Origin of the sequence: Pseudomonas quasicaspiana (assembly GCF_021147825.1) — a bacterium.
GTDB classification, from domain to species: Bacteria; Pseudomonadota; Gammaproteobacteria; order Pseudomonadales; family Pseudomonadaceae; genus Aquipseudomonas; species Aquipseudomonas quasicaspiana.
In genome coordinates this window covers 134,261-152,949 of the sequence record NZ_JAGTPI010000008.1, presented here as the reverse complement: position 1 = coordinate 152,949, position 18,689 = coordinate 134,261, and the positions used below count along the sequence as shown (strand labels likewise).

Sequence of the window (18,689 nt, the reverse complement as noted above, 5' to 3'; positions counted from 1 at the left end):
ATATTGCTGCGTGGGGCAAACCGGCAGGGATGCCGGTTTAGCCGCCTCAGGCCATGGATGGCCGGTGGCGGCGGCCCCACGCAGCAATGTCGGATTCCGGGTATGCCGAGCCTAGGCGAGGCACCTAGTGGTGGGGCAAGAGCGTTTTGCTTACTTTTGCGCTCAAAAGTGAGGCGCCGTAAGGGCGCAACCAATATTAGCCGTTACCCAGCAACGGATATGTACGCAAAAATCACGGCATAAATGTGTTCGCCCCCCTAATAGCGTAACCATCAAACTCAAGACAACCCACCACCCCGCCTCCCCCAATGTGTCTTATAATCCCCGGTTCTTGTAGCGCTGTCGGGCTGATCCTGCGGCCCGGAAACTGGATCTTTTCATGTTACGAATCACCGAACTCAAGCTGCCGATCGACCACCCGGACGAAGACCTGCGTCCCGCCCTCCTGCAGCGCTTGGGCATCGCCAGCGATGAACTGCTGGAATTCACCCTGTTCAAGCGCAGCTACGATGCGCGCAAAAAATCTTCCGAGCTGTGCTTCATCTACACCATCGATTTCGAAGTGCGTGATGAAGCCGCCCTGCTGTTGCTTCATGCCGATGATCGTCATCTCAACCCCGCGCCAGACGTCAGCTATAAAGTCGTTGGCCATGCGCCAGAAGGACTGACCGAACGCCCAGTGGTCGTCGGCTTCGGCCCCTGCGGGATTTTCGCGGGGCTGCTGCTGGCACAGATGGGCTTCAAACCGATCATCCTTGAGCGCGGCAAGGAAGTCCGTCAGCGCACCAAAGACACCTGGGGCCTGTGGCGCAAGAACGTGCTGAACCCCGAGTCCAACGTGCAGTTTGGCGAAGGCGGCGCCGGGACCTTCTCCGACGGCAAGCTCTACAGCCAGATCAAGGACCCGAAATTTCACGGTCGCAAGGTCCTGCACGAGTTCGTCAAAGCTGGCGCACCAGAGGAAATCCTCTACGTCAGCAAACCCCACATCGGTACGTTCCGGCTGACTGGCGTCGTGGAAAACATGCGTCACCAGATCGAAGCGCTGGGCGGTGAAGTGCGCTTCGAGCAACGCGTGACCGACGTGCTGATCGACAACGGCCAACTGCAGGGTGTGGTGCTCGACGGTGGCGAGCGTATCGACTCCCGGCACGTGATCATGGCCTTGGGGCACAGCGCTCGTGACACATTCAGGATGCTGCACAGCCGTGGCGTTTACATGGAAGCCAAGCCGTTTTCCGTGGGCTTTCGTATTGAACACCCACAATCGCTGATCGACCGTGCTCGCCTGGGCAAGTACGCCGGGCATCCAAAACTGGGAGCGGCCGATTACAAGCTGGTGCACCACGCCAAAAACGGTCGTTCGGTGTACAGCTTCTGCATGTGCCCGGGCGGTACGGTGGTGGCCGCGACGTCTGAACCCAATCGCGTCGTCACCAACGGCATGAGCCAGTACTCACGTAACGAACGCAATGCCAACTCAGGCATCGTGGTCGGTATTACCCCCGAAGATTATCCGGGCAGCCCACTGGCGGGCATCGAACTGCAAGAGCGTCTTGAATCCCACGCCTATGTGCTGGGCGGAAGCACTTATGAAGCGCCTGCGCAGTTGGTTGGTGATTTCATTGCAGGCAAAACATCGCAGGCACTCGGTAGCGTAGAGCCATCCTACAAGCCGGGCGTCAAGCTGGTGGACCTGGCAGACGCCCTGCCCGCTTATGCCATCGAAGCCATTCGTGAAGCACTGCCAGCGTTCGATAAGCAGATCAAAGGTTTCGCCCTGCATGACGCCGTGCTGACCGGGATCGAAACCCGTACTTCTGCGCCATTGCGTATCACCCGAAACGAAAGTATGCAAAGCCTGAACGTCAAAGGCCTGTTTCCGGCCGGTGAAGGTGCAGGTTACGCCGGAGGCATCTTGTCAGCCGGGGTTGATGGCATTCGAATCGCTGAGGCTTTAGCAAGAAGCATCTTGGGTATCGAAGTCTGATCCAAGTGAGATTTCAGAAGATTCCCACACCACAAAAAGAATCTTCCTACCACTAAAAACGCACTAACTGACAGACTTGGAAACACTCTAAACCGGTCATTCCGCTTAGAACAAAAACGAATATAACTTTTGTTTTAACGACGGGAAGTCCGGGTTAGGGTGTCGCTCCTTTTTGTTGGATGGGAGCGCAAACCTTGCCTCTGCGTATTACTGTCACTCGTTTTTTCCAGCTTGAAGCGGCGGGTGGTCTGTTATTGATCGCCGCCGCTGCGTTGGCGCTGCTCATCAATAACTCGCCGCTGTCGTGGATGTATAACGCGTTCCTCGACACCCCCGTTGTGGCGCAGATCGGCGCTGTAAAAATCGCCAAGCCGCTATTGCTGTGGATCAATGACGGGATGATGGCGCTGTTCTTTCTGCTGATAGGCCTGGAGGTTAAACGGGAAGTTCTGGAGGGCCATCTTTCACGCCCCTCGCTGATCATTCTTCCGGGCACGGCGGCCATTGGCGGTATGGTGATTCCGGCGCTGGTGTTCTGGGCGCTGAACAAAGGCGATGCGGCGGCGATGAATGGCTGGGCGATTCCCATGGCCACCGACATTGCTTTCGCGCTGGGCGTGCTGGCGTTGCTGGGCAAGCGAGTCCCGGTGTCGCTCAAGCTGTTTCTGATGACGCTGGCGATCATCGATGACCTCGGCGCGATCATCGTCATCGCGCTGTTCTATTCAGGCGAACTGTCGAACCTGTCGCTGATCCTGGCGGGCTCTTCGATCGTGGCGTTGATTGCGATGAACAGGTTAGGCGTACGTAAGCTGGGCCCTTATCTGCTGATCGGTCTGCTGCTCTGGGTCTGCGTACTCAAAAGCGGTGTGCATGCGACGCTCGCGGGCGTGGTGTTGGCGTTCTGTATTCCTTTACGCACAGCTGACCATGACTCATCACCACTGCTGACCCTGGAACACGCGCTGCATCCCTGGGTGGCTTACGGCATTCTGCCGCTATTCGCCTTTGCCAACGCGGGTGTATCACTGAGTGGCGTCACACTGGAAAGCTTCACCCATCACGTGCCGATGGGCATCGCGGCTGGCTTGCTGCTGGGCAAGACTGTTGGCGTGTTTGGTCTCACCTGGCTTGCGATCAGGATCGGTATCGCCAAACTCCCCGGCGGAGCCAACTGGGGTCAGGTGCTGGGTGTCTCGATTCTCTGCGGGATTGGTTTCACCATGAGCCTGTTCGTCGGCTCGCTGGCGTATGTGCCAGGCAGTAGCGAATACGCGGGCGTGGATCGCATGGGGATTCTGACCGGTTCGATACTCGCGGCCTTTATCGGTTATGCCGTCATGGCAGTCAGCAGTCGGAAAAATCCAGTCCGTTGAATTGAAATTAATCTTTTGTAGGAGCTGCCGAAGGCTGCGATAGCGGTATGTCAGGATGAATGCATCGCAGCCTTCGGCAGCTCCTACAGGGAAAGCATTTGCTGCGCGACACAGGAAACAGCGTGATGCCAAAGTCACCAACGATCACCCACAAAAAACCCGATCACCAGGATCGGGTTTTTATGTTTCAAGACGCTACTGAAACGGTGCAGTCACTCAATGAGAGACGCGGCTGGTACCGTTGACGGTCATGATGCGAACGCGCTCGCCCACCCGGAAAATCTCGTTTTCCTGAACTTGCTGCACGTAAGCACGCATAGAGCCATCGTCTTCACGCACAGTGATTTCAACGCCCTGGGTACGGGTCAGACCTTCTTCAGTGGCAGAACCCAGCAAGCCACCCGCTACCGCACCGATAACGGCCATGACGATGCTGCCACGGCCACCACCGATGGCACTGCCGCCGACGCCACCGACGACCGCGCCAGCACCCGCGCCGATTGGCGTCTTGCTGCCTTCGATCTTGACCGGACGCAGAGATTCGATGGTGCCCAGGCGAACGGTCTGCACTGTCCGCGCTTCGTCACGGGAATAAGAGTCGCCAGTCAGGTTCGACATGCACCCAGTGAGGGTCATGGCCAAAGCAGTGAACGTGGCAACCAGCAGAACAGACTTACGCATAAAGGTATCTCCAGAGGAACATGCAGCCATTAGACTCTGCGCTGTGAGCGCTGTCACGTGCCGCGCCTCGTTAATTTATTTTCATTCAGGCGGTATACAGCACCGGCTGCCATAACTCTAGGACGAGTTGGCCGCTGAATAATTCAAACAAACCGATGGGTTAACAGGCGGCTAAGGAGCCAGACGCTCGCGTGTCCACTGTGTGTCCACAAGGCGATAATTCAGACGGTCGTGCAGACGACTAGGGCGGCCTTGCCAGAACTCGATGCGCTCAGGCAGCAGACGGTAACCACCCCAGTGCTCAGGGCAATGCGGCTGGATGTCCATGAAGCGTTGCTCGGTGGCTTTAATCATCCCTTCAAGCTCGGAGCGATCGGCGATAACCCGACTTTGAGGTGAAGCCCAGGCCCCAAGACGGCTACCCAAAGGACGCACCTGAAAATAGGCGTCGGACTCTTCGGGAGTGACTTTCACCACTTGCCCCTCAATCCGTACCTGACGCTCCAGCGTCGGCCAGAAGAACGTCATCGCCGCAAACGGACGTGCTGCCAGTTGCTGCCCTTTAGCGCTGTCGTAGTTGGTGAAGAACGTGAAGCCTTCAGCGTCCAGGCCCTTGAGCAACAGAATGCGGCAATGTGGACGGCCTTGATCATCAACCGTCGCCAGCGTCATCGCATTGGCCTCAACAGGTGCCTGCTCGGTTTTGACCGCCTCGGCAAACCATTGATGAAAAAGCGCGAACGGCTCATCGGGCGCCTGCGCTTCAGTCAAACCATCGCGGGCATAGTCACGGCGCATGTCGGCCAGAGACTGGGTCATGACGTCTTTCCTTGATTGAAAAACAACGTCGCAGACTCGCGCATTCAGGCGCGAGTCTGCGAGTGTTTTAGTTGCTGGCCTGATCGGTAGCCGCAGGTTTCTTCTTCACTGCGGCCTTGGCAGGAGCAGCCTTGGCGGGCGTCGCCTTTTTCGCCGGAGCGGCTTTCTTGGCAGCAGGCTTGCTCGCAGCAGCTTTCTTGGCCGGTGCTGCTTTGGCTGGCGCAGGAGCAACGGCTGGCGCTGGTTTGACGTCTTGAGCAGCAACCATGGTCGGCGCTGGCGGCAAGGCGTATTTGCTCATCAGCGCGAGCATGGTGTTTTCCGGCGTCATGACGATTTCCACACGACGGTTCAGCTTGCGACCTTCAGCGCTGTCATTGGCTGCACGGGGCATGACGGCGCCCATGCCACGCAGGCTCAGGCGATTACGCTCCAGACCACTGAGGCGGAAAATAGCCGCAACCGACTGGGCGCGTTCCTGGCTGATTTTCTGATTCGCCGGGGCTGCGCCGGTGGTGTCCGCGTGACCCAATACCAGAACAGCGGTTTTCGGATCAGCTTCAACCAGTTTGGCCAGACGCGTGATCGGGCCCAGTGTCACTGGCAGCAACATGGCCGGACGATCAGGGTTGAACGAGCTGTCTACAGGGGCAGTGATCACCAGAACATCTTCACGACGCTCAAGTTCGAACGGGCTGTCCTTGATGGCCAGGCGCAGGCGTGGCTCGTAGTCATCCAGCCAGGCCTGAGTCACTTTAGGATCAACCTTGGGCACTGCCTTGGCTTCTTCTTTCTTGTCGCCGCCGAACGGCCACCACCACTTGCTATCGGTTTCACTCTTGGCAATCAGCGGCGGCACGCTCTTGTCCGCTGGTTTGGCGGCGGGTGCTGCAGCCACTTCAGCTTTTGGCTCGGCACTGTCACTGGATGCGAACGGCCAGTACCAATGAGTGCCGCTCTCGGCCTTGGCTACTGGAGCAGCAGGCTTGGCAGCAGCAGTCGGAGCAGCGGCAGGAGCTTTTTCCGGGGATTTGACAGGTGCTGCGTCGGCAACCTTGTCAGAGCCGAACGACCACCAGCTGTTGCCAGCGTCAGCGGAATCATTTTTTGGCGTTTGCGCACAGCCGGTTACGGCGAGGCAAAGGGCGATTGCGAGGCTTTTATTGGATGACATGGATGACCCACAAAAAGTAGTAAACAGACAATGAACTTGGCAGTGCCCATATAACACGCATAAACGGGCAGTTGGAAAAGGAAACCGTCGCACGGTTCCTGTTCGGGGGTATTAACTGACAGTCGGTATTAAACAAGCACTTATGACGACAACTTAGCGCAAACACTCACCTAGCACCCGCACCAGATTCTGTGCTCGCGGATCCATCAATACATAGGGGCCGAGGGTGTTGGTGACGAAGCCGAATGCAACGTCGCGATCAGGGTCAGCAAAGCCGATCGACCCGCCAGCGCCAGGATGACCGAATGCTTTCGGGCCCAGACCGTAGGTAGCGTTTGGCACATCGGGTTGATCAAGCATGCAGCCCAGACCAAAGCGGGTCTGGGTCAACAGCGTTTTGTCCTGGCCTAGGCTGTGTTCGCGAGTCAGTTCGTTGAGCAGCTCAGGTTCCAGCAAGCTGCCATCCAGCAGACCGTTGTAGAACCCGGCCAGACTGCGGGCATTGCCGTGCCCATTGGCGGCTGGCTGCTGCATGCGCCGCCACTCGGGCTTGTTGGTGCTGGTCATGATCGACGGCGGGTTGGTAAACGCCCTTGCCGTCATCGAGTTGGGCTCGCGCATGGTGGTTTGCAGCAAGCGCTGGGCAGACTCATCACCTGCATTACCTTTGCTGCGAGCGATGTGCGCAACGCGATGAAATTCTTCATCAGGCAGGCCGACGTGGAAATCCAGCCCCAGCGGACGAGAAATGCGTGCAGCGATGGCCTCGCCGGGCCCGCGCCCGTCCGCGCGACGAAGCACTTCGCCCACCAGCCAACCGTAAGTGATCGCGGCATAGCCATGGCCTTGTCCGGGCGTCCACCAAGGCTCTTCTGCGGCCAGCGCTTCGGTCATAGTGGTCCAGTCATAAAGTGCTTCAGCAGGGAGCATTTCGCGCAGAGCAGGAAGACCGGCCTGATGACACAACAATTGGCGCAGAGTAATTGCGCCCTTACCTGCCTCTGCAAATTCAGGCCACAGGCGGGCGACAGGCTCGTCGAGCTTCAGTTTGCCTTCATCGACCAGTTGCAGTGCAGTGACCGCGGCGAAGGGTTTGGTGCAGGAAAACAGGTTGGCGATGGTATCGGTGTGCCAGGCCTCGGCACCGTCCTTGTCGGCCGTGCCAGCCCAGACGTCAATGACGGTTTCACCGCCAATTTGAATGCACAGCGCTGCGCCGCGCTCCTGGGTATCGTCGAAGAGCGCCGCAAACGCGTCGCGCACTGCCTCGAACTTAAGCTCGAAATGACCCTGAATCTGCACCCGCTGGCTCCCGGATTGGCTGATGAAAAAAGTGGCGTGCATTGTTTCAGCGATTGAGGAGTTTGTGAACAGACGCGGATCACCACCCAAGGACTTGATGGCCCCTGACCGGTAGGAGCGAACTTGTTCGCGAAGCGTTGGCACAAACGACAAACAGGCAGCGCCTGCCAAACAGCATCGCGAACAAGTTCGCTCCTACCAGGGCTTGCATCCTTCAGGAAATTTCGCGCCTGAACGGCGGCAGAGCATTCAGGATCGCCTTGCCGTAACGCTGGGTTACCACTCGCCGATCCAGCAGCGTGATGGTTCCGCGGTCCTCCTCGGTACGCAGCAAACGACCGCAGGCCTGGACCAGCCGTAATGAAGCATCCGGCACGGCAATTTCCATGAACGGGTTGCCACCCCTCGCCTCGATCCACTCGGCCAGAGCCGCCTCGACAGGATCGTCCGGCACGGCAAAAGGAATCTTGGCAATCACCACGTGCTCGCAATACGCGCCCGGCAAGTCGACACCTTCGGCAAAGCTTGCCAGCCCGAACAGCACGCTGGAATCACCACCATCGACCCGGGCCTTGTGTTTGTTGAGCGTCTCCTGCTTAGACAGGTTGCCCTGGATGAACACCTGCTTGCGCCAGTCGCGCTCCAGCCCATCGAAAACGTCCTGCATCTGTTTACGCGATGAGAACAGCACCAGGGTGCCCCGCGAGCCTTCGACCAGCCCCGGCAACTCGCGAATGATCGCAGCGGTGTGCGCCACAGAATCACGTGGGTCGGCTTTCAGATCCGGCACGCGCAACACCCCGGCGTCGGCGTGATGAAACGGACTGGGCACGACCGCCGTCACAGCCACCTTGGGCAGACCGGCACGCATTCGGAAGCGGTCGAACTTGCCCAGGGCAGTCAGCGTCGCGGAGGTCACCAACGCGCCATAAGCAACGTTCCACAGATTGCGACGGAGCATCTCGGCCGCCAGGATCGGGCTGGCGTTGACTTCGATATCAAACAACGCACCGCTGTCTGCCAAAGTCAGCCAGCGCGCCATGGGCGGACTGTCTTCCGGGTCTTCAGCGGTGAAGGCCGTCCATAATTCCCAGTTGCCATGGGCCCGGGCCAGCAGGCTGCCAAATAGCGGATACCATTCTTCGGCCTGATGGCTGGCGATACCGATATTCACTTCACCATCCATGCCTTCCTTGAGCAGGTCGGCCAGACGGGTAAACAGGTCATCAAGACGGGCAAAGCCTTTCTTCAACTCGATGCCCATTTCACGAATGTGTTCCGGCACCACGCCACCGATGAACCGATGACGCGGGCGCTCTCGCCCTTGCATGTCCTCACCGGCGCGGAAATCAGCCAGTTGCTCGCAAGCGCTGAACATGAATTGCTGCTGCGCTTTGATCTCCCGGGCCAGCTCCGGCACCTGCTCGATCAACTTGCCCAGATCGCCCGGCAGCGGATTTTGCGCCAGCAGCTTGGCGAGGTTCTTGGCAGTCTGCTCCAGCCAGTCAGCCGTGGAACGAAGCCGCGTGTAATGTGCGAAATGGCCGATCGCTTTGTCAGGCAAGTGGTGCCCTTCGTCGAACACATACAAAGTGTCACGTGGGTCGGGCAATACCGCACCGCCCCCCAAGGCCAGATCCGCCAGCACCATGTCGTGGTTCGTCACGATCACGTCGACTTTTCCCATACCCTCGCGAGCTTTATAGAAGGCGCATTGTTGAAAGTTCGGACAATGGCGATTTGTGCACTGGCTGTGATCAGTGGTCAGACGCGCCCAATCCTGATCTTCCAGCGCCTGCGGCCAGCTGTCCCTGTCGCCGTCCCATTTATTCCCGGCGAGCTTTTCGATCATGCTCGTGAACAGTTTCTGACTGGCCTCATCGACCTCGATCTTGAAGCCTTCTTCTTCGAAAAGCTGTGCAGTGGCGTTGGTCGCGTCGCCTTCCTGCAACAACATGTCGAGCTTGGACAGGCACATGTAGCGGCCACGCCCCTTGGCCAGCGAGAACGTAAAGTTCAGGCCGCTGTTGCGCATCAGGTCGGGCAGGTCCTTGTGGACGATCTGCTCTTGCAGCGCGACGGTCGCGGTGGCGATCACCAGACGCTTGCCCGCCAGCTTGGCGGTGGGGATTGCCGCGATGGCATAAGCGACAGTCTTGCCAGTACCGGTGCCCGCTTCAACCGCCACGACCGCGGGGTCGCTGGTGCGTCGGCCCTCTTCATCGGTATCGATATCGCCCAGTACTTTGGCGACCTCGGCGATCATCAAACGCTGGCCATAGCGCGGCTTGAGGCTCTTGGCTTCGAGGAAACGCGAGTAGGCGCCCTGAATCTGGGATTTGAGTTCGTTGCTGATCATGGGTTTTGTTGGCTCGGGCGCTACAGGCATCGGTAAAAATTAAAGCGTAAAACGCTGGATATATCTTCAGTAGTTCCAGCAGGCGGCTATCATACCCCGCAAATTCCATCCGCGCAGAACGGAGTACCTGATGACACCCTTTTCCCTCGTCTACACCCTGCATGTTTTGGCCGCGCTGGTCTGGGTTGGCGGCATGTTTTTCGCCTGGATGGTCCTGCGACCAGCGGTCGTCAGCGCATTACAGGGTCCGGCCCGCCTGAAATTGTGGCTGGAAGTGTTTCCGCGATTTTTTGTCTGGGTCTGGGCAGTCGTGGTGGTCTTGCCCATTACCGGGGTCGGCATGATCCAGCTGCAGTTCGTCAGCTTCGAGACCGCGCCGCGCTATGTGCAGGTGATGATGGGGTTATACGTGGTGATGACCGCGCTGTTCATCCGCATTCAGTCACTGCAACTGCCCGAACTGCGGCGTGCGGTTGAAGCCGAACAATGGGCTGAGGGTGCAGCGGCGCTGGGCCGGATTCGACGGTTGGTGGGTATCAACTTGCTGGTCGGCCTCGCGGTCGTGGCGATTGCAGCGGCCCGGCCTGGCTTCTGAATAAACTCCGGAACCTGTAGGAGCGCGCTTGCCCGCGATTCGGTCTGTCAGTCGGTGGATATATCGCCTGTGCTGACGCAATCGCGGGCAAGCGCGCTCCTACGGGTAACGAAGCATTCCAGATCAGATAGCTGTAGTTGGCTCCAACAAGGTCTAGCGGTTGTCGCGCGGGACGTTACAACCGCTGCAACGTCAACGCACCAGCAGGTCCAGCCGCACCCGGCTGACCCGCGTCACCGGCGCGTCCGGCCTTGCCGCCATCCGCCCGATACACGAAGCAACCTTTGGATGCGCCACCTTTACCCGGCTTGCCGCCGGCACCGGCCAAACCACCGGCTCCGCCCTGAACGTCCACCTTGATGCGCTCAACCGGAAAGTCCCGCGGCAGTTCAAGACGCACCTGCGCACCGGCCGCGCCGTCGTGGCCATTGCCGCCGTTATCGCCGTTGTAACCGCGTCCAGCGCTGCCCACTACACACCCCGGCGCTTGACCATTTGCTCCATCCAGGCCGACATATCCCGGCGAACCGGCACCGCCCCGGGCATCGACGAATAGTTCTTCGCCCTGCAAATGCTCGACGCGCAAGTTCAGGTTACGACCCGGTAATGGAGGCTTTTCATAAGTACCCGGTGCGCCGCGAGCAGTAATCTGGCTGCCCGTGCCCAGCTCACCCTGGCGGACCACCAGATTGAGCGCCTGGCTGCTGGGTACAATGGCGATGCGCGCTTCGTGGCCCAACACCAGTTGATCGACTTTCACCTCAGTCAGCCCGGACGGAATCAGCAAGGTGCCGTAATCCGCCACTTCCAGGCGCTCAAGTTGCAACACGCTGGTCTGGCTTGGCAGACGCATCAGTGAATGCGATTCGACAGTGGTGGTCTGAGCCATGGCCCAAGGGCTGCAAAAGGCAGCCAGCAAACAAAGCTTACGCATGAGCGGCCTCCTGGGCTTTTTTCGGGAGAGACTTAATGTGGAAGATGCCAAACAGAAGAATACGCAGCCGGTCGCGCCAGGGACGTGGACGTCCGCGCAAGCTGCCATTGAACAGCAACAGCTCAGCGACATGAATCAGCGCTAGAAGGCCGCCCGCAAGCTTGATCAGAGGATCAAACGGCGTCGGCAGCGCCACCATCAAACTGAACAAAACCACCAGCCAGAACGCTGCGGTCAACAGTTTCCCCAATCCCCAAAACACCTTCATTGCCAGAGCCTGTCCGTAATTGTCATGTCTGCAAACGCTTATCGTTGCGAGAAAATTCTGCGCGCACAGTAAACGCCTGCGAGGTGAAATATGCCAGCGCACGACCGAAATTTAATCTGACACGGGTATCGGCTGAATCGGCACTGGCCCGGCACGCATGCCGGGCCAGTGCTTGGAGGTGCTGCGTTAACGGTTGATCTGAATCTCGACACGACGGTTCAGGGAGCGACCACTGGCAGTCGAGTTGTCGGCAACCGGACGCGCTTCGCCGTCACCTTCAACAGAAACAAATGCACTGCGTGGAATCCCGGTACTTACCAGGTAGTCAGTCACCGACATGGCACGTTTCTGGGAGAGCTTCTGGTTGTAAGTGTCACTGCCGACACTGTCGGTGTGACCGCTGACACGCAGTTGTGCGCTGGGTGCTTCGCGTTTCAGACGGGTAGAGATGAGATCAAGCTTCGACTTGTCGGCAGCGGTCAGGCGCGCAGAGTCGAACTCGAACAGTACGTCATTGATGACAATGACCTCCTCCTTGACGACCACCACCTCTTCAACGACTACGGGTGGAGCTGGCGGCGCCAACGGGCAACCGGTCGCGTCTACGGCAACACCTTTTGGTGTATCCGGGCATTTGTCGACGCTGTTTTTCACGCCATCGCCGTCATCGTCGCCATCACCATGAACCCAGCAATACGCGCCAGCCATAATACCCACCGCGCCCCCCAGACCGGCTGATACGGCTGCGCTCTGAAATGCTCCCGCCGCCGCACCCGCCACGCCGCCGCCCAATGCGCAGAGTGGCCAGTCAGTCTTCTGCAGGCCCGCACAACCGGTTAAAACGCTGGTAACCAAAATCAGAGGTAATGCTGTCCGGATTATTCTCATTAGTTTTCTCCCAAGGTTCGGCCCAATCCGCCGCTCATGGAGTAAAGACAGCAAAGTGCCAGCCCGCCACTTTTAGCCTTGTTTTATTGGGGTTTCAGGCCTTCTGGAGCGATATACCTCTCGGTAGGAGCCAACTTGTTGGCGAGGCGGTGTATCAGTCCCACCGCCTCGCCAACAAGTTGGCTCCTACCGAGGCTATGTGAACTCCAGGGCTAGGCCCACGCCTCGCCACAGGCTAGTCTTGCAGGTCATAAAGAGGATTTCTGATGAGCGAAGGCTTTTCCACGCGCACACCGCAACAGGCTCTGGCCGCCCTGCTCGACCTGCAGGCTCCCAAACGTTTGCTGTTGATCGGCGCCGAAGCGTTCCCTGCGTTACAGGCATTTCAGGAAGCCCATCCCGACACTCGACTGGCCCACGCCAAACCGGGCGTTCTGCCGCCCGAACTGGCCGCGCAACGCTTTGACCTGGCCTTGGTGGTCGATTGCCTCGAACACATTACCAAGCGCGAGGGGCTGGAACTGCTCGGCGGCATCCGCAACCTGAACGCCAGCCGCATTGCCGTACTGGCTGACCTGCAAGCCTGCGGCTGGAAAGACACAGACTTCTATTCACTGGCGCTGCAGGCCAGTGAACGCTTCACCCGCGATGAACAGGTGCTGACGCTGTACACCTACGATCTACGCGAATACAAACAAGTACCCGATTGGCTCAACGCACGGTTCTGGGCCAATCCGGAAAACTTCGGCAAATACTGGTGGTGAGCTATGAATAGCGCGATTTGCCCCTGCGGAAGTGGGGATCTGCTGGCAGCCTGTTGCGGACCGTTCCACGCTGGCCAGCCTACGCCTTGCGCGGAAAAACTGATGCGTTCACGTTACAGCGCCTACGTGCTTGGCCTGATTGATTACCTGGTCGACACCACGCTGCCGGTGCAGAAAGCCGGGCTGGATCGCGAGTCGATCAGTCAGTGGAGCCTGCAAAGCACCTGGCTGGGTCTGGAAGTGGAAAGCTCGGAAGTATTCGGCGGTAAACCTGAACATGCTTTCGTCACCTTCACCGCCCGCTGGCATGACGGCAGCGGTGAACACAGCCACCGGGAACGTTCTTCTTTTGTACAGAATCAGGGCCGCTGGTATTTCATCGATCCCAACGCAGGGCTCAAGGCCGGGCGTAACGATGCATGCCCATGCGGCAGTGAACAGAAGTACAAAAAGTGCTGCGCCAGCTACGTGAGTTAAAAGGCTTTGCGCTTCACACGAGCTTCAAGTGTGAAGTGTCCGGAACAGGCCCGGCGTGCGTGTTCGGTAGCTGACCCAGCTCGCTTCCAGTCGGTGCGAGACTGAACTGCGAAAAATCCACGGATGGCGCAGGCGTTGCAGGCTTTTGATCCTGCAGGTCGCTGCCCACCTCGCACACTTCAAGATCAGGAGCATCGACGCCGACAAAGGCCGCCATGTACACATCTCTGGGAGTAACTTCTAGTCGGCCGGGCTGTGCAGATGGCCTGGCAACGGCATCTGTCTCAGCCTTTAGCGTTTGCATTTCCAGAACTTCGACCAGCGCCCCGGCACGCTCCAGGGTCGAGCGATACTTTTCGGCAGCCTCACTGTCGAGATTGTTTTTCAGCACCAGTCGACGCCCACTGAACAGCAACTCCAGCCGTTGTGCGTCGCTTTGAAACAACTTGCCGAGGTTGGCCTGGACCTTGTCCAATTGGGCACCAGGGACCAATTGGCCACTGAATATAATTTCATACAGATTCATTGGTCATACTCTGGGTGCACGTGCGAGAAGTATGCCGCAGCTTCATCAAAAAGGAATGGGCAGTCGCTTTGTCAAACAATGGCTTCACATGGAGCATCCACATGTTTTCACAGGCGCATGTCATACGAGTCCTGGGCGTTGGCCTGTTGCTGTCGCTGCTGAACGGTTGTTCATCCGTACGCGTCAGCGACTATCAGGAGCCTGAGGTACACCTGCTCAAAGTGGAGGTGGTCAAGGCCAGGCTACTGCAGCAGGACTTCAAGTTGCGCTTTCGCGTCGACAACCCGAATGATCGCAGCATGCTGGTGCGCAGCCTGCGCTACAAAATCATGCTCAATGACGTTGTGCTGGCAGAAGGCGAGTCAACCGACTGGTTCGTGGTCGATGCCCAGAGCCGCCGGAATTTCGTGGTGCCGATCCGGACCAACCTCTGGAAGGACTTGAAGCAGATCGCGAAAATGCTGAAAAAAACCGACCAGCCGATCCATTACCGGCTCGAAGGCAAACTCAAGACCGGCTTTTTGTTTCGGCATAACGTGCGTATTGGACGCAACGGCGAGATAATGCCCGGCAATTTTATTCCGGAGTAACCCGATGAACCAGCAAGCCCATGTGCATGGCCCCGATTGCAACCACGATCACGACGACCATGCCCATCACGACCACCAACATGGCCATGTCCATGGTCCGAACTGCGGCCATGCTCATCAGGAGCCGGTGCGTAACGCTTTGAAGGACGTTGGTCGCAACGATCCTTGCCCATGCGGCAGCGACAAGAAATTCAAGAAGTGCCACGGCGCGTAAGCTGACGTGAAACTCGAACGGCCTGCATTGCAGGCCGTTTTCATTTGTGTGGCCGGGCCCTGAGGGAGTAAAACTTGCAGTCCGCGCCATCCAACAGGAGTTTTTGATGATCGACCTGCATTACTGGACCACACCCAACGGCCACAAAGTGTCGATGTTCCTTGAGGAAGCCGGTCTGCCGTACAAGGTCTTCCCGGTCAATATCGGCCAGAACGATCAGTTCAAACCCGAATTCCTGAAAATCTCCCCGAATAACCGTATCCCGGCCATCGTCGATCACGAGCCTGCCGATGGCGGTGAACCGATCAGCCTGTTTGAGTCCGGTGCGATCCTGCTGTATCTGGCAGAAAAGACCGGTCAGTTCATCCCGAAAGACCTGCGCGGAAGGCAAGAAGCGTTGCAGTGGCTGTTCTGGCAAATGGGCGGACTGGGGCCGATGGCGGGTCAGAATCATCACTTCAGGCGCGCCGCCGAAGAAAAGATTCCCTACGCGATCAAGCGCTATGCCGATGAAACCGCGCGCTTGTATGGCGTGCTGGAAAGGCGCCTGGCCGATCGCGAGTTCGTCGCGGGCAGTGAATACAGCATCGCCGACATGGCGATCTACCCGTGGATCGCGCGGCATACCTGGCAAGAGCTGAACCTGAACGACTTCCCGCACATCAAGCGCTGGTTCGATGCAATCAGTGAGCGCGAGGCGACCCAGCGGGCGTATGCGCTGGTTGATCAGGTGAATCCACAGATCTGAGCCTCGCGAACAAGTTTGCTCTCATCAAAAACAGCAAAATACTGGATTGAAATGCGTTTTCTGTAGGAGCTGCCGAAGGCTGCGAAGCACTTATCCTGCTACACCGCGATCGCAGCCTTCGACAGCTCCTACAGGTCCTATGTTTGCTTCGGCGTCAGCGACGCGGGCGACTCCTACCGAGCAGAGCCGTCACGCAGTCCAGGTAGGAGGCAACTTGTTGGCGAGACGGTCAACCTGACACTGCCTCGTCCCCCGAGACTCCAAGTCCCGGTTGCTCACACAGCTGCAAATAGCCTCACGAGCTTTGAAAAATCCTGAAATAAACTCCCTCCCCCCGCTTGCGCAGTGCCTGCTCGCTCTCTAACGTAGCGCCTTTTATACGTTAAGCCCCCGCAGGAGTTTCGCCATGGCCTCACCAGCCCGTTCCAACGTTGTAAACCGGTTCGGTGCTGCCGCCGCTACGGTGGGTTTGTTGAGTCTTGCTGGCTGCCAATTAGGCGGGGGCCAAGGCGACTCACTGCTGCCTGCTTCCGGCACCGTTGCGGTCAAAGGCCTGGCTCAGAACGTATCTCTACGGCGAACCAACCTCGGTATGCCGCTGATTGAAAGCAGCACCTTTCACGACGCGCTGTTCACCCTGGGTTACGTGCACGCCAGCGACCGCATCACGCAAATGCTGAGCATGCGCCTGCTGGCCCAAGGTCGGCTGTCGGAAATGGCCGGGCCTGGCGCACTGGATATCGACCGCTTGATGCGCGCAGCGAATCTGAAAAAGAGCGCCAGCGAGCTGTACAACGCGTCCACCCCGCGCCTGCAACGCTTCTTTGAAGTGTATGCCCGTGGCGTCAATGCTTACCTGTTCCGCTACCGCGACAATCTGCCTGCAGATCTGGCCAGTTCTGGCTATCGCCCGGATTACTGGAAGCCCGAGGACTCGGCGCTGATCTTCAGCCTGCTGAACTTCAGCCAGTCGGCAAACCTTCAGGAAGAACTGTCCTCATTGCTGCTGGCGCAAAAAGTCGGCACCGACAAGCTGGCCTGGCTGGTCCCGACCTACCCGGACGAAGAACTGCCGTTCTCCGAAGCCGACAAGCTCAAAGGCCTGAACCTTGGCGGACAGGTGTCAGGCCTGAGCGATCTGAATAAAGTCGCACAGCAACTGACCGACCTGAACATGCTGGGCATTGCTGCCTCCAGCAACTGGGCCATTGCGCCGCAACGCAGTCGTACCGGCAAAAGCTTGCTTGCCAACGACGTGCAATTGCCTGCCGGGCTGAATTCCGCGTGGAGCTTCGTGCAGATCCGCGCCCCGAAATATCAGGCCGCTGGCGCGACAATCGCCGGTCTGCCACTGATTCTGAGTGGTTTCAACGGCAAGCTCGGCTGGTCCATGGCCTCGGTGATGGGCGACAACCAGGACCTGTTTCTGGAAAAGCTGAAACGTGAGAACAATCGGCTGATGTACCTGGCCGATGGTAAATGGTTGCCCGCAACGGCCCATGAAGAAACCTTCATTGTCAAAGGCGGCCGTCCGATTCGTGAAACCGTTTTTGCGACCCGTCACGGCGCGTTGCTCAACAGCAACCCGAGCGAAGGTCAGTTGAATAACAGCTTGGGCCTGGCGTTGCAAACGCCGGACTTCAAAGACGACAAGAGCCTGGACGCGTTCTTCGATCTGTCCCGCGCGCCGAACGTCGACAAGGCGTTCGATGCCAGCCGTGAAATCCGCGCCATCGCGCTGAACATGGTCTTTGCCGATGCGTCGAACGTCGCCTGGCAAGTCACCGGCCGCTATCCGAATCGCCGTGAAGGCCTGGGCTTGCTGCCTTCACCGGGCTGGGAAAGCCGTTACGACTGGGATGGCTTCGCTGACGCCATGCTGCACCCTTACGATCAGAATCCGCAGCAGGGCTGGATCGGCACCGCCAACCAGAGGACCTTCCCAAAGGGTTACGGCATGCAACTGTCCAACTCGTGGAAAGCCCCGGAGCGTGCAGAGCGTATTGCCGAACTGGCCAACAGTGGCAAGCAGGACACCCGCAGCGTCATTGCCATGCAATACGACCAGAGCACGACGTTTGCCGCCAAGCTGAGAAAAATGTTCGAAGCACCGGGCATGGTTAAACCACTGAAACAGGCCATCGACGCGTTGCCTGAAGCTGAGCGCAGCAAAGCACGGGAAGCGTTTAACCGGCTGATGGCATTCGACGGCAAACTCACGCCAACCTCTGCTGATGCGGCGCTTTATGAGTTGTTCCTGCAGGAAAGCGCCAAGCAGATCTTCCTTGACGAGCTTGGCCCGGAAACCAGTCCGGCGTGGAAAGCGTTGGTGCAGAACGCCAGCCTGTCGTACTCGGCACAAGCCGATCATTTGCTGGGACGCGAAGACAGCCCATATTGGGACGACGCGAAAACCCCGCAGAAAGAAGACAAGCCCGCGATTCTGGCCCGCAGTCTGGCGGCAGCAATCACTGCCGGTGACAGCCTGATGGGCACTGATCGCAAAGCCTGGCAATGGGGCAAGCTGCATCGCTCGACCCTGCAAAGCAGCGACTTCGCCGCCAACAGTTTCAACCGTGGCCCAAGTGCAGCAGGGGGCGACCACAACACGCTGAACATCGCGGCGTATCCATGGGGTCAGCACTTCGACAGCCAGGCAGTGCCGAGCATGCGCATGATCATCGACTTCGGCCAGAGCGAACCGATGCTGAGCCTGATCAACATCGGCCAGTCCGGCAACCCGGCCAGTCCGTATTACACCAACAGTATCGAGCCCTGGTTGAAAGGCCAGTACCAGACAATCCCGCTGCAAACCCAGAACTACGAGCGGGCTTATGGCAGCAAGCGATTGACGCTGGTGCCTGGGAAATAGAATAAACACCTCTGTAGGAGCTGCCGAAGGCTGCGATTGCGATCTTCCTGACACATCGCGATCGCAGCCTTCGGCAGCTCCTACAGGGTTCCACCAATCAGCTTCAGGTTCT

The 18,689-nt window shown here is 58.4% G+C and carries 18 protein-coding genes; 9 read left to right on the top strand and 9 right to left on the bottom strand.

The genetic code is table 11. The annotated features are described in order from the left end of the window. The first annotated feature begins 379 nt into the window (after positions 1–379). Both KDX30_RS08165 and nhaA read left to right on the top strand, forming a co-directional pair. Positions 380–1,990: an NAD(P)/FAD-dependent oxidoreductase gene (locus KDX30_RS08165; protein ID WP_231675457.1), complete on the top strand. Its 1,611-nt coding sequence runs from the start codon at positions 380–382 to the stop codon at positions 1,988–1,990. Between the two features lie 194 nt (positions 1,991–2,184). Then, positions 2,185–3,366: a Na+/H+ antiporter NhaA gene (gene nhaA / locus KDX30_RS08160; protein ID WP_231675456.1), complete on the top strand. Its 1,182-nt coding sequence runs from the start codon at positions 2,185–2,187 to the stop codon at positions 3,364–3,366. A gap of 216 nt (positions 3,367–3,582) precedes the next feature. On the opposite strand, the gene KDX30_RS08155 is transcribed toward nhaA, so the two are convergent. The 5 genes from KDX30_RS08155 to dinG all read right to left on the bottom strand — a co-directional run bounded on the left by KDX30_RS08155 (position 3,583) and on the right by dinG (position 9,701). Beyond that, entirely contained in the window at positions 3,583–4,047 is a 465-nt protein-coding gene (locus KDX30_RS08155; protein ID WP_027900841.1) for an outer membrane lipoprotein, read from the bottom strand. A 171-nt stretch (positions 4,048–4,218) separates the two neighbouring features. After that, a complete protein-coding gene (gene pdxH, locus KDX30_RS08150) occupies positions 4,219–4,866 on the bottom strand; it encodes a pyridoxamine 5'-phosphate oxidase (protein ID WP_099270363.1) in 648 nt (215 codons plus the stop codon). A 67-nt stretch (positions 4,867–4,933) separates the two neighbouring features. Then, complete coding sequence (locus KDX30_RS08145; RefSeq protein WP_231675455.1) at positions 4,934–6,040, bottom strand: OmpA family protein; 1,107 nt, start codon at positions 6,038–6,040, stop codon at positions 4,934–4,936. 153 nt (positions 6,041–6,193) lie between these two features. Further along, complete coding sequence (locus KDX30_RS08140; RefSeq protein ID WP_231675462.1) at positions 6,194–7,342, bottom strand: serine hydrolase domain-containing protein; 1,149 nt, start codon at positions 7,340–7,342, stop codon at positions 6,194–6,196. Between the two features lie 214 nt (positions 7,343–7,556). Further along, a complete protein-coding gene (gene dinG, locus KDX30_RS08135; RefSeq protein WP_027902721.1) occupies positions 7,557–9,701 on the bottom strand; it encodes an ATP-dependent DNA helicase DinG in 2,145 nt (714 codons plus the stop codon). Between the two features lie 130 nt (positions 9,702–9,831). Here dinG and KDX30_RS08130 point away from each other — a divergent pair, with 130 nt between their 5' ends. Then, on the top strand, positions 9,832–10,296 hold the full coding sequence (locus KDX30_RS08130) for a CopD family protein (RefSeq protein WP_027902720.1): 465 nt from the start codon (positions 9,832–9,834) through the stop codon (positions 10,294–10,296). 175 nt (positions 10,297–10,471) lie between these two features. Here the strand turns inward: KDX30_RS08130 and KDX30_RS08125 are convergent, their stop codons facing one another. The 3 genes from KDX30_RS08125 to KDX30_RS08115 all read right to left on the bottom strand — a co-directional run bounded on the left by KDX30_RS08125 (position 10,472) and on the right by KDX30_RS08115 (position 12,386). After that, positions 10,472–11,230 (bottom strand): collagen-like protein, encoded by a 759-nt coding sequence (locus tag KDX30_RS08125; protein ID WP_231675454.1) that lies wholly within the window; start codon positions 11,228–11,230, stop codon positions 10,472–10,474. Next, the gene (locus tag KDX30_RS08120) at positions 11,223–11,498 is read right to left on the bottom strand and encodes a DUF1145 domain-containing protein (protein WP_027902718.1); all 276 of its coding nucleotides are present in this window, start codon (positions 11,496–11,498) and stop codon (positions 11,223–11,225) included. Before KDX30_RS08120 ends, KDX30_RS08125 begins: the two co-directional genes overlap by 8 nt. Before the next feature lie 186 nt (positions 11,499–11,684). After that, positions 11,685–12,386, bottom strand: coding sequence for an OmpA family protein (locus KDX30_RS08115; RefSeq protein WP_027902717.1), 702 nt, complete (start codon positions 12,384–12,386; stop codon positions 11,685–11,687). A 266-nt stretch (positions 12,387–12,652) separates the two neighbouring features. Between KDX30_RS08115 and KDX30_RS08110 the strand changes: the two genes are divergently transcribed. Continuing rightward, the gene (locus tag KDX30_RS08110; protein ID WP_027898020.1) at positions 12,653–13,150 is read left to right on the top strand and encodes a DUF6231 family protein; all 498 of its coding nucleotides are present in this window, start codon (positions 12,653–12,655) and stop codon (positions 13,148–13,150) included. A 3-nt stretch (positions 13,151–13,153) separates the two neighbouring features. Then, positions 13,154–13,627 carry a YchJ family protein gene (locus KDX30_RS08105; protein ID WP_027898019.1) on the top strand — a complete coding sequence of 158 codons (474 nt, stop codon included), beginning with the start codon at positions 13,154–13,156 and terminating at the stop codon, positions 13,625–13,627. A 13-nt stretch (positions 13,628–13,640) separates the two neighbouring features. Here KDX30_RS08105 and KDX30_RS08100 read toward each other — a convergent pair whose 3' ends face one another. Further along, entirely contained in the window at positions 13,641–14,153 is a 513-nt protein-coding gene (locus tag KDX30_RS08100; protein ID WP_099270369.1) for a hypothetical protein, read from the bottom strand. 101 nt (positions 14,154–14,254) lie between these two features. Here KDX30_RS08100 and KDX30_RS08095 point away from each other — a divergent pair, with 101 nt between their 5' ends. From KDX30_RS08095 to KDX30_RS08080, 4 genes are all read left to right on the top strand, one after another. Beyond that, complete coding sequence (locus KDX30_RS08095; protein WP_027898017.1) at positions 14,255–14,743, top strand: LEA type 2 family protein; 489 nt, start codon at positions 14,255–14,257, stop codon at positions 14,741–14,743. A gap of 4 nt (positions 14,744–14,747) precedes the next feature. Beyond that, positions 14,748–14,957: an SEC-C metal-binding domain-containing protein gene (locus KDX30_RS08090; RefSeq protein WP_095101248.1), complete on the top strand. Its 210-nt coding sequence runs from the start codon at positions 14,748–14,750 to the stop codon at positions 14,955–14,957. Between the two features lie 106 nt (positions 14,958–15,063). Then, positions 15,064–15,705, top strand: coding sequence for a glutathione binding-like protein (locus KDX30_RS08085; RefSeq protein WP_231675453.1), 642 nt, complete (start codon positions 15,064–15,066; stop codon positions 15,703–15,705). 406 nt (positions 15,706–16,111) lie between these two features. After that, positions 16,112–18,577, top strand: coding sequence for a penicillin acylase family protein (locus KDX30_RS08080; protein WP_231675452.1), 2,466 nt, complete (start codon positions 16,112–16,114; stop codon positions 18,575–18,577). Positions 18,578–18,689 lie beyond the last annotated feature (112 nt).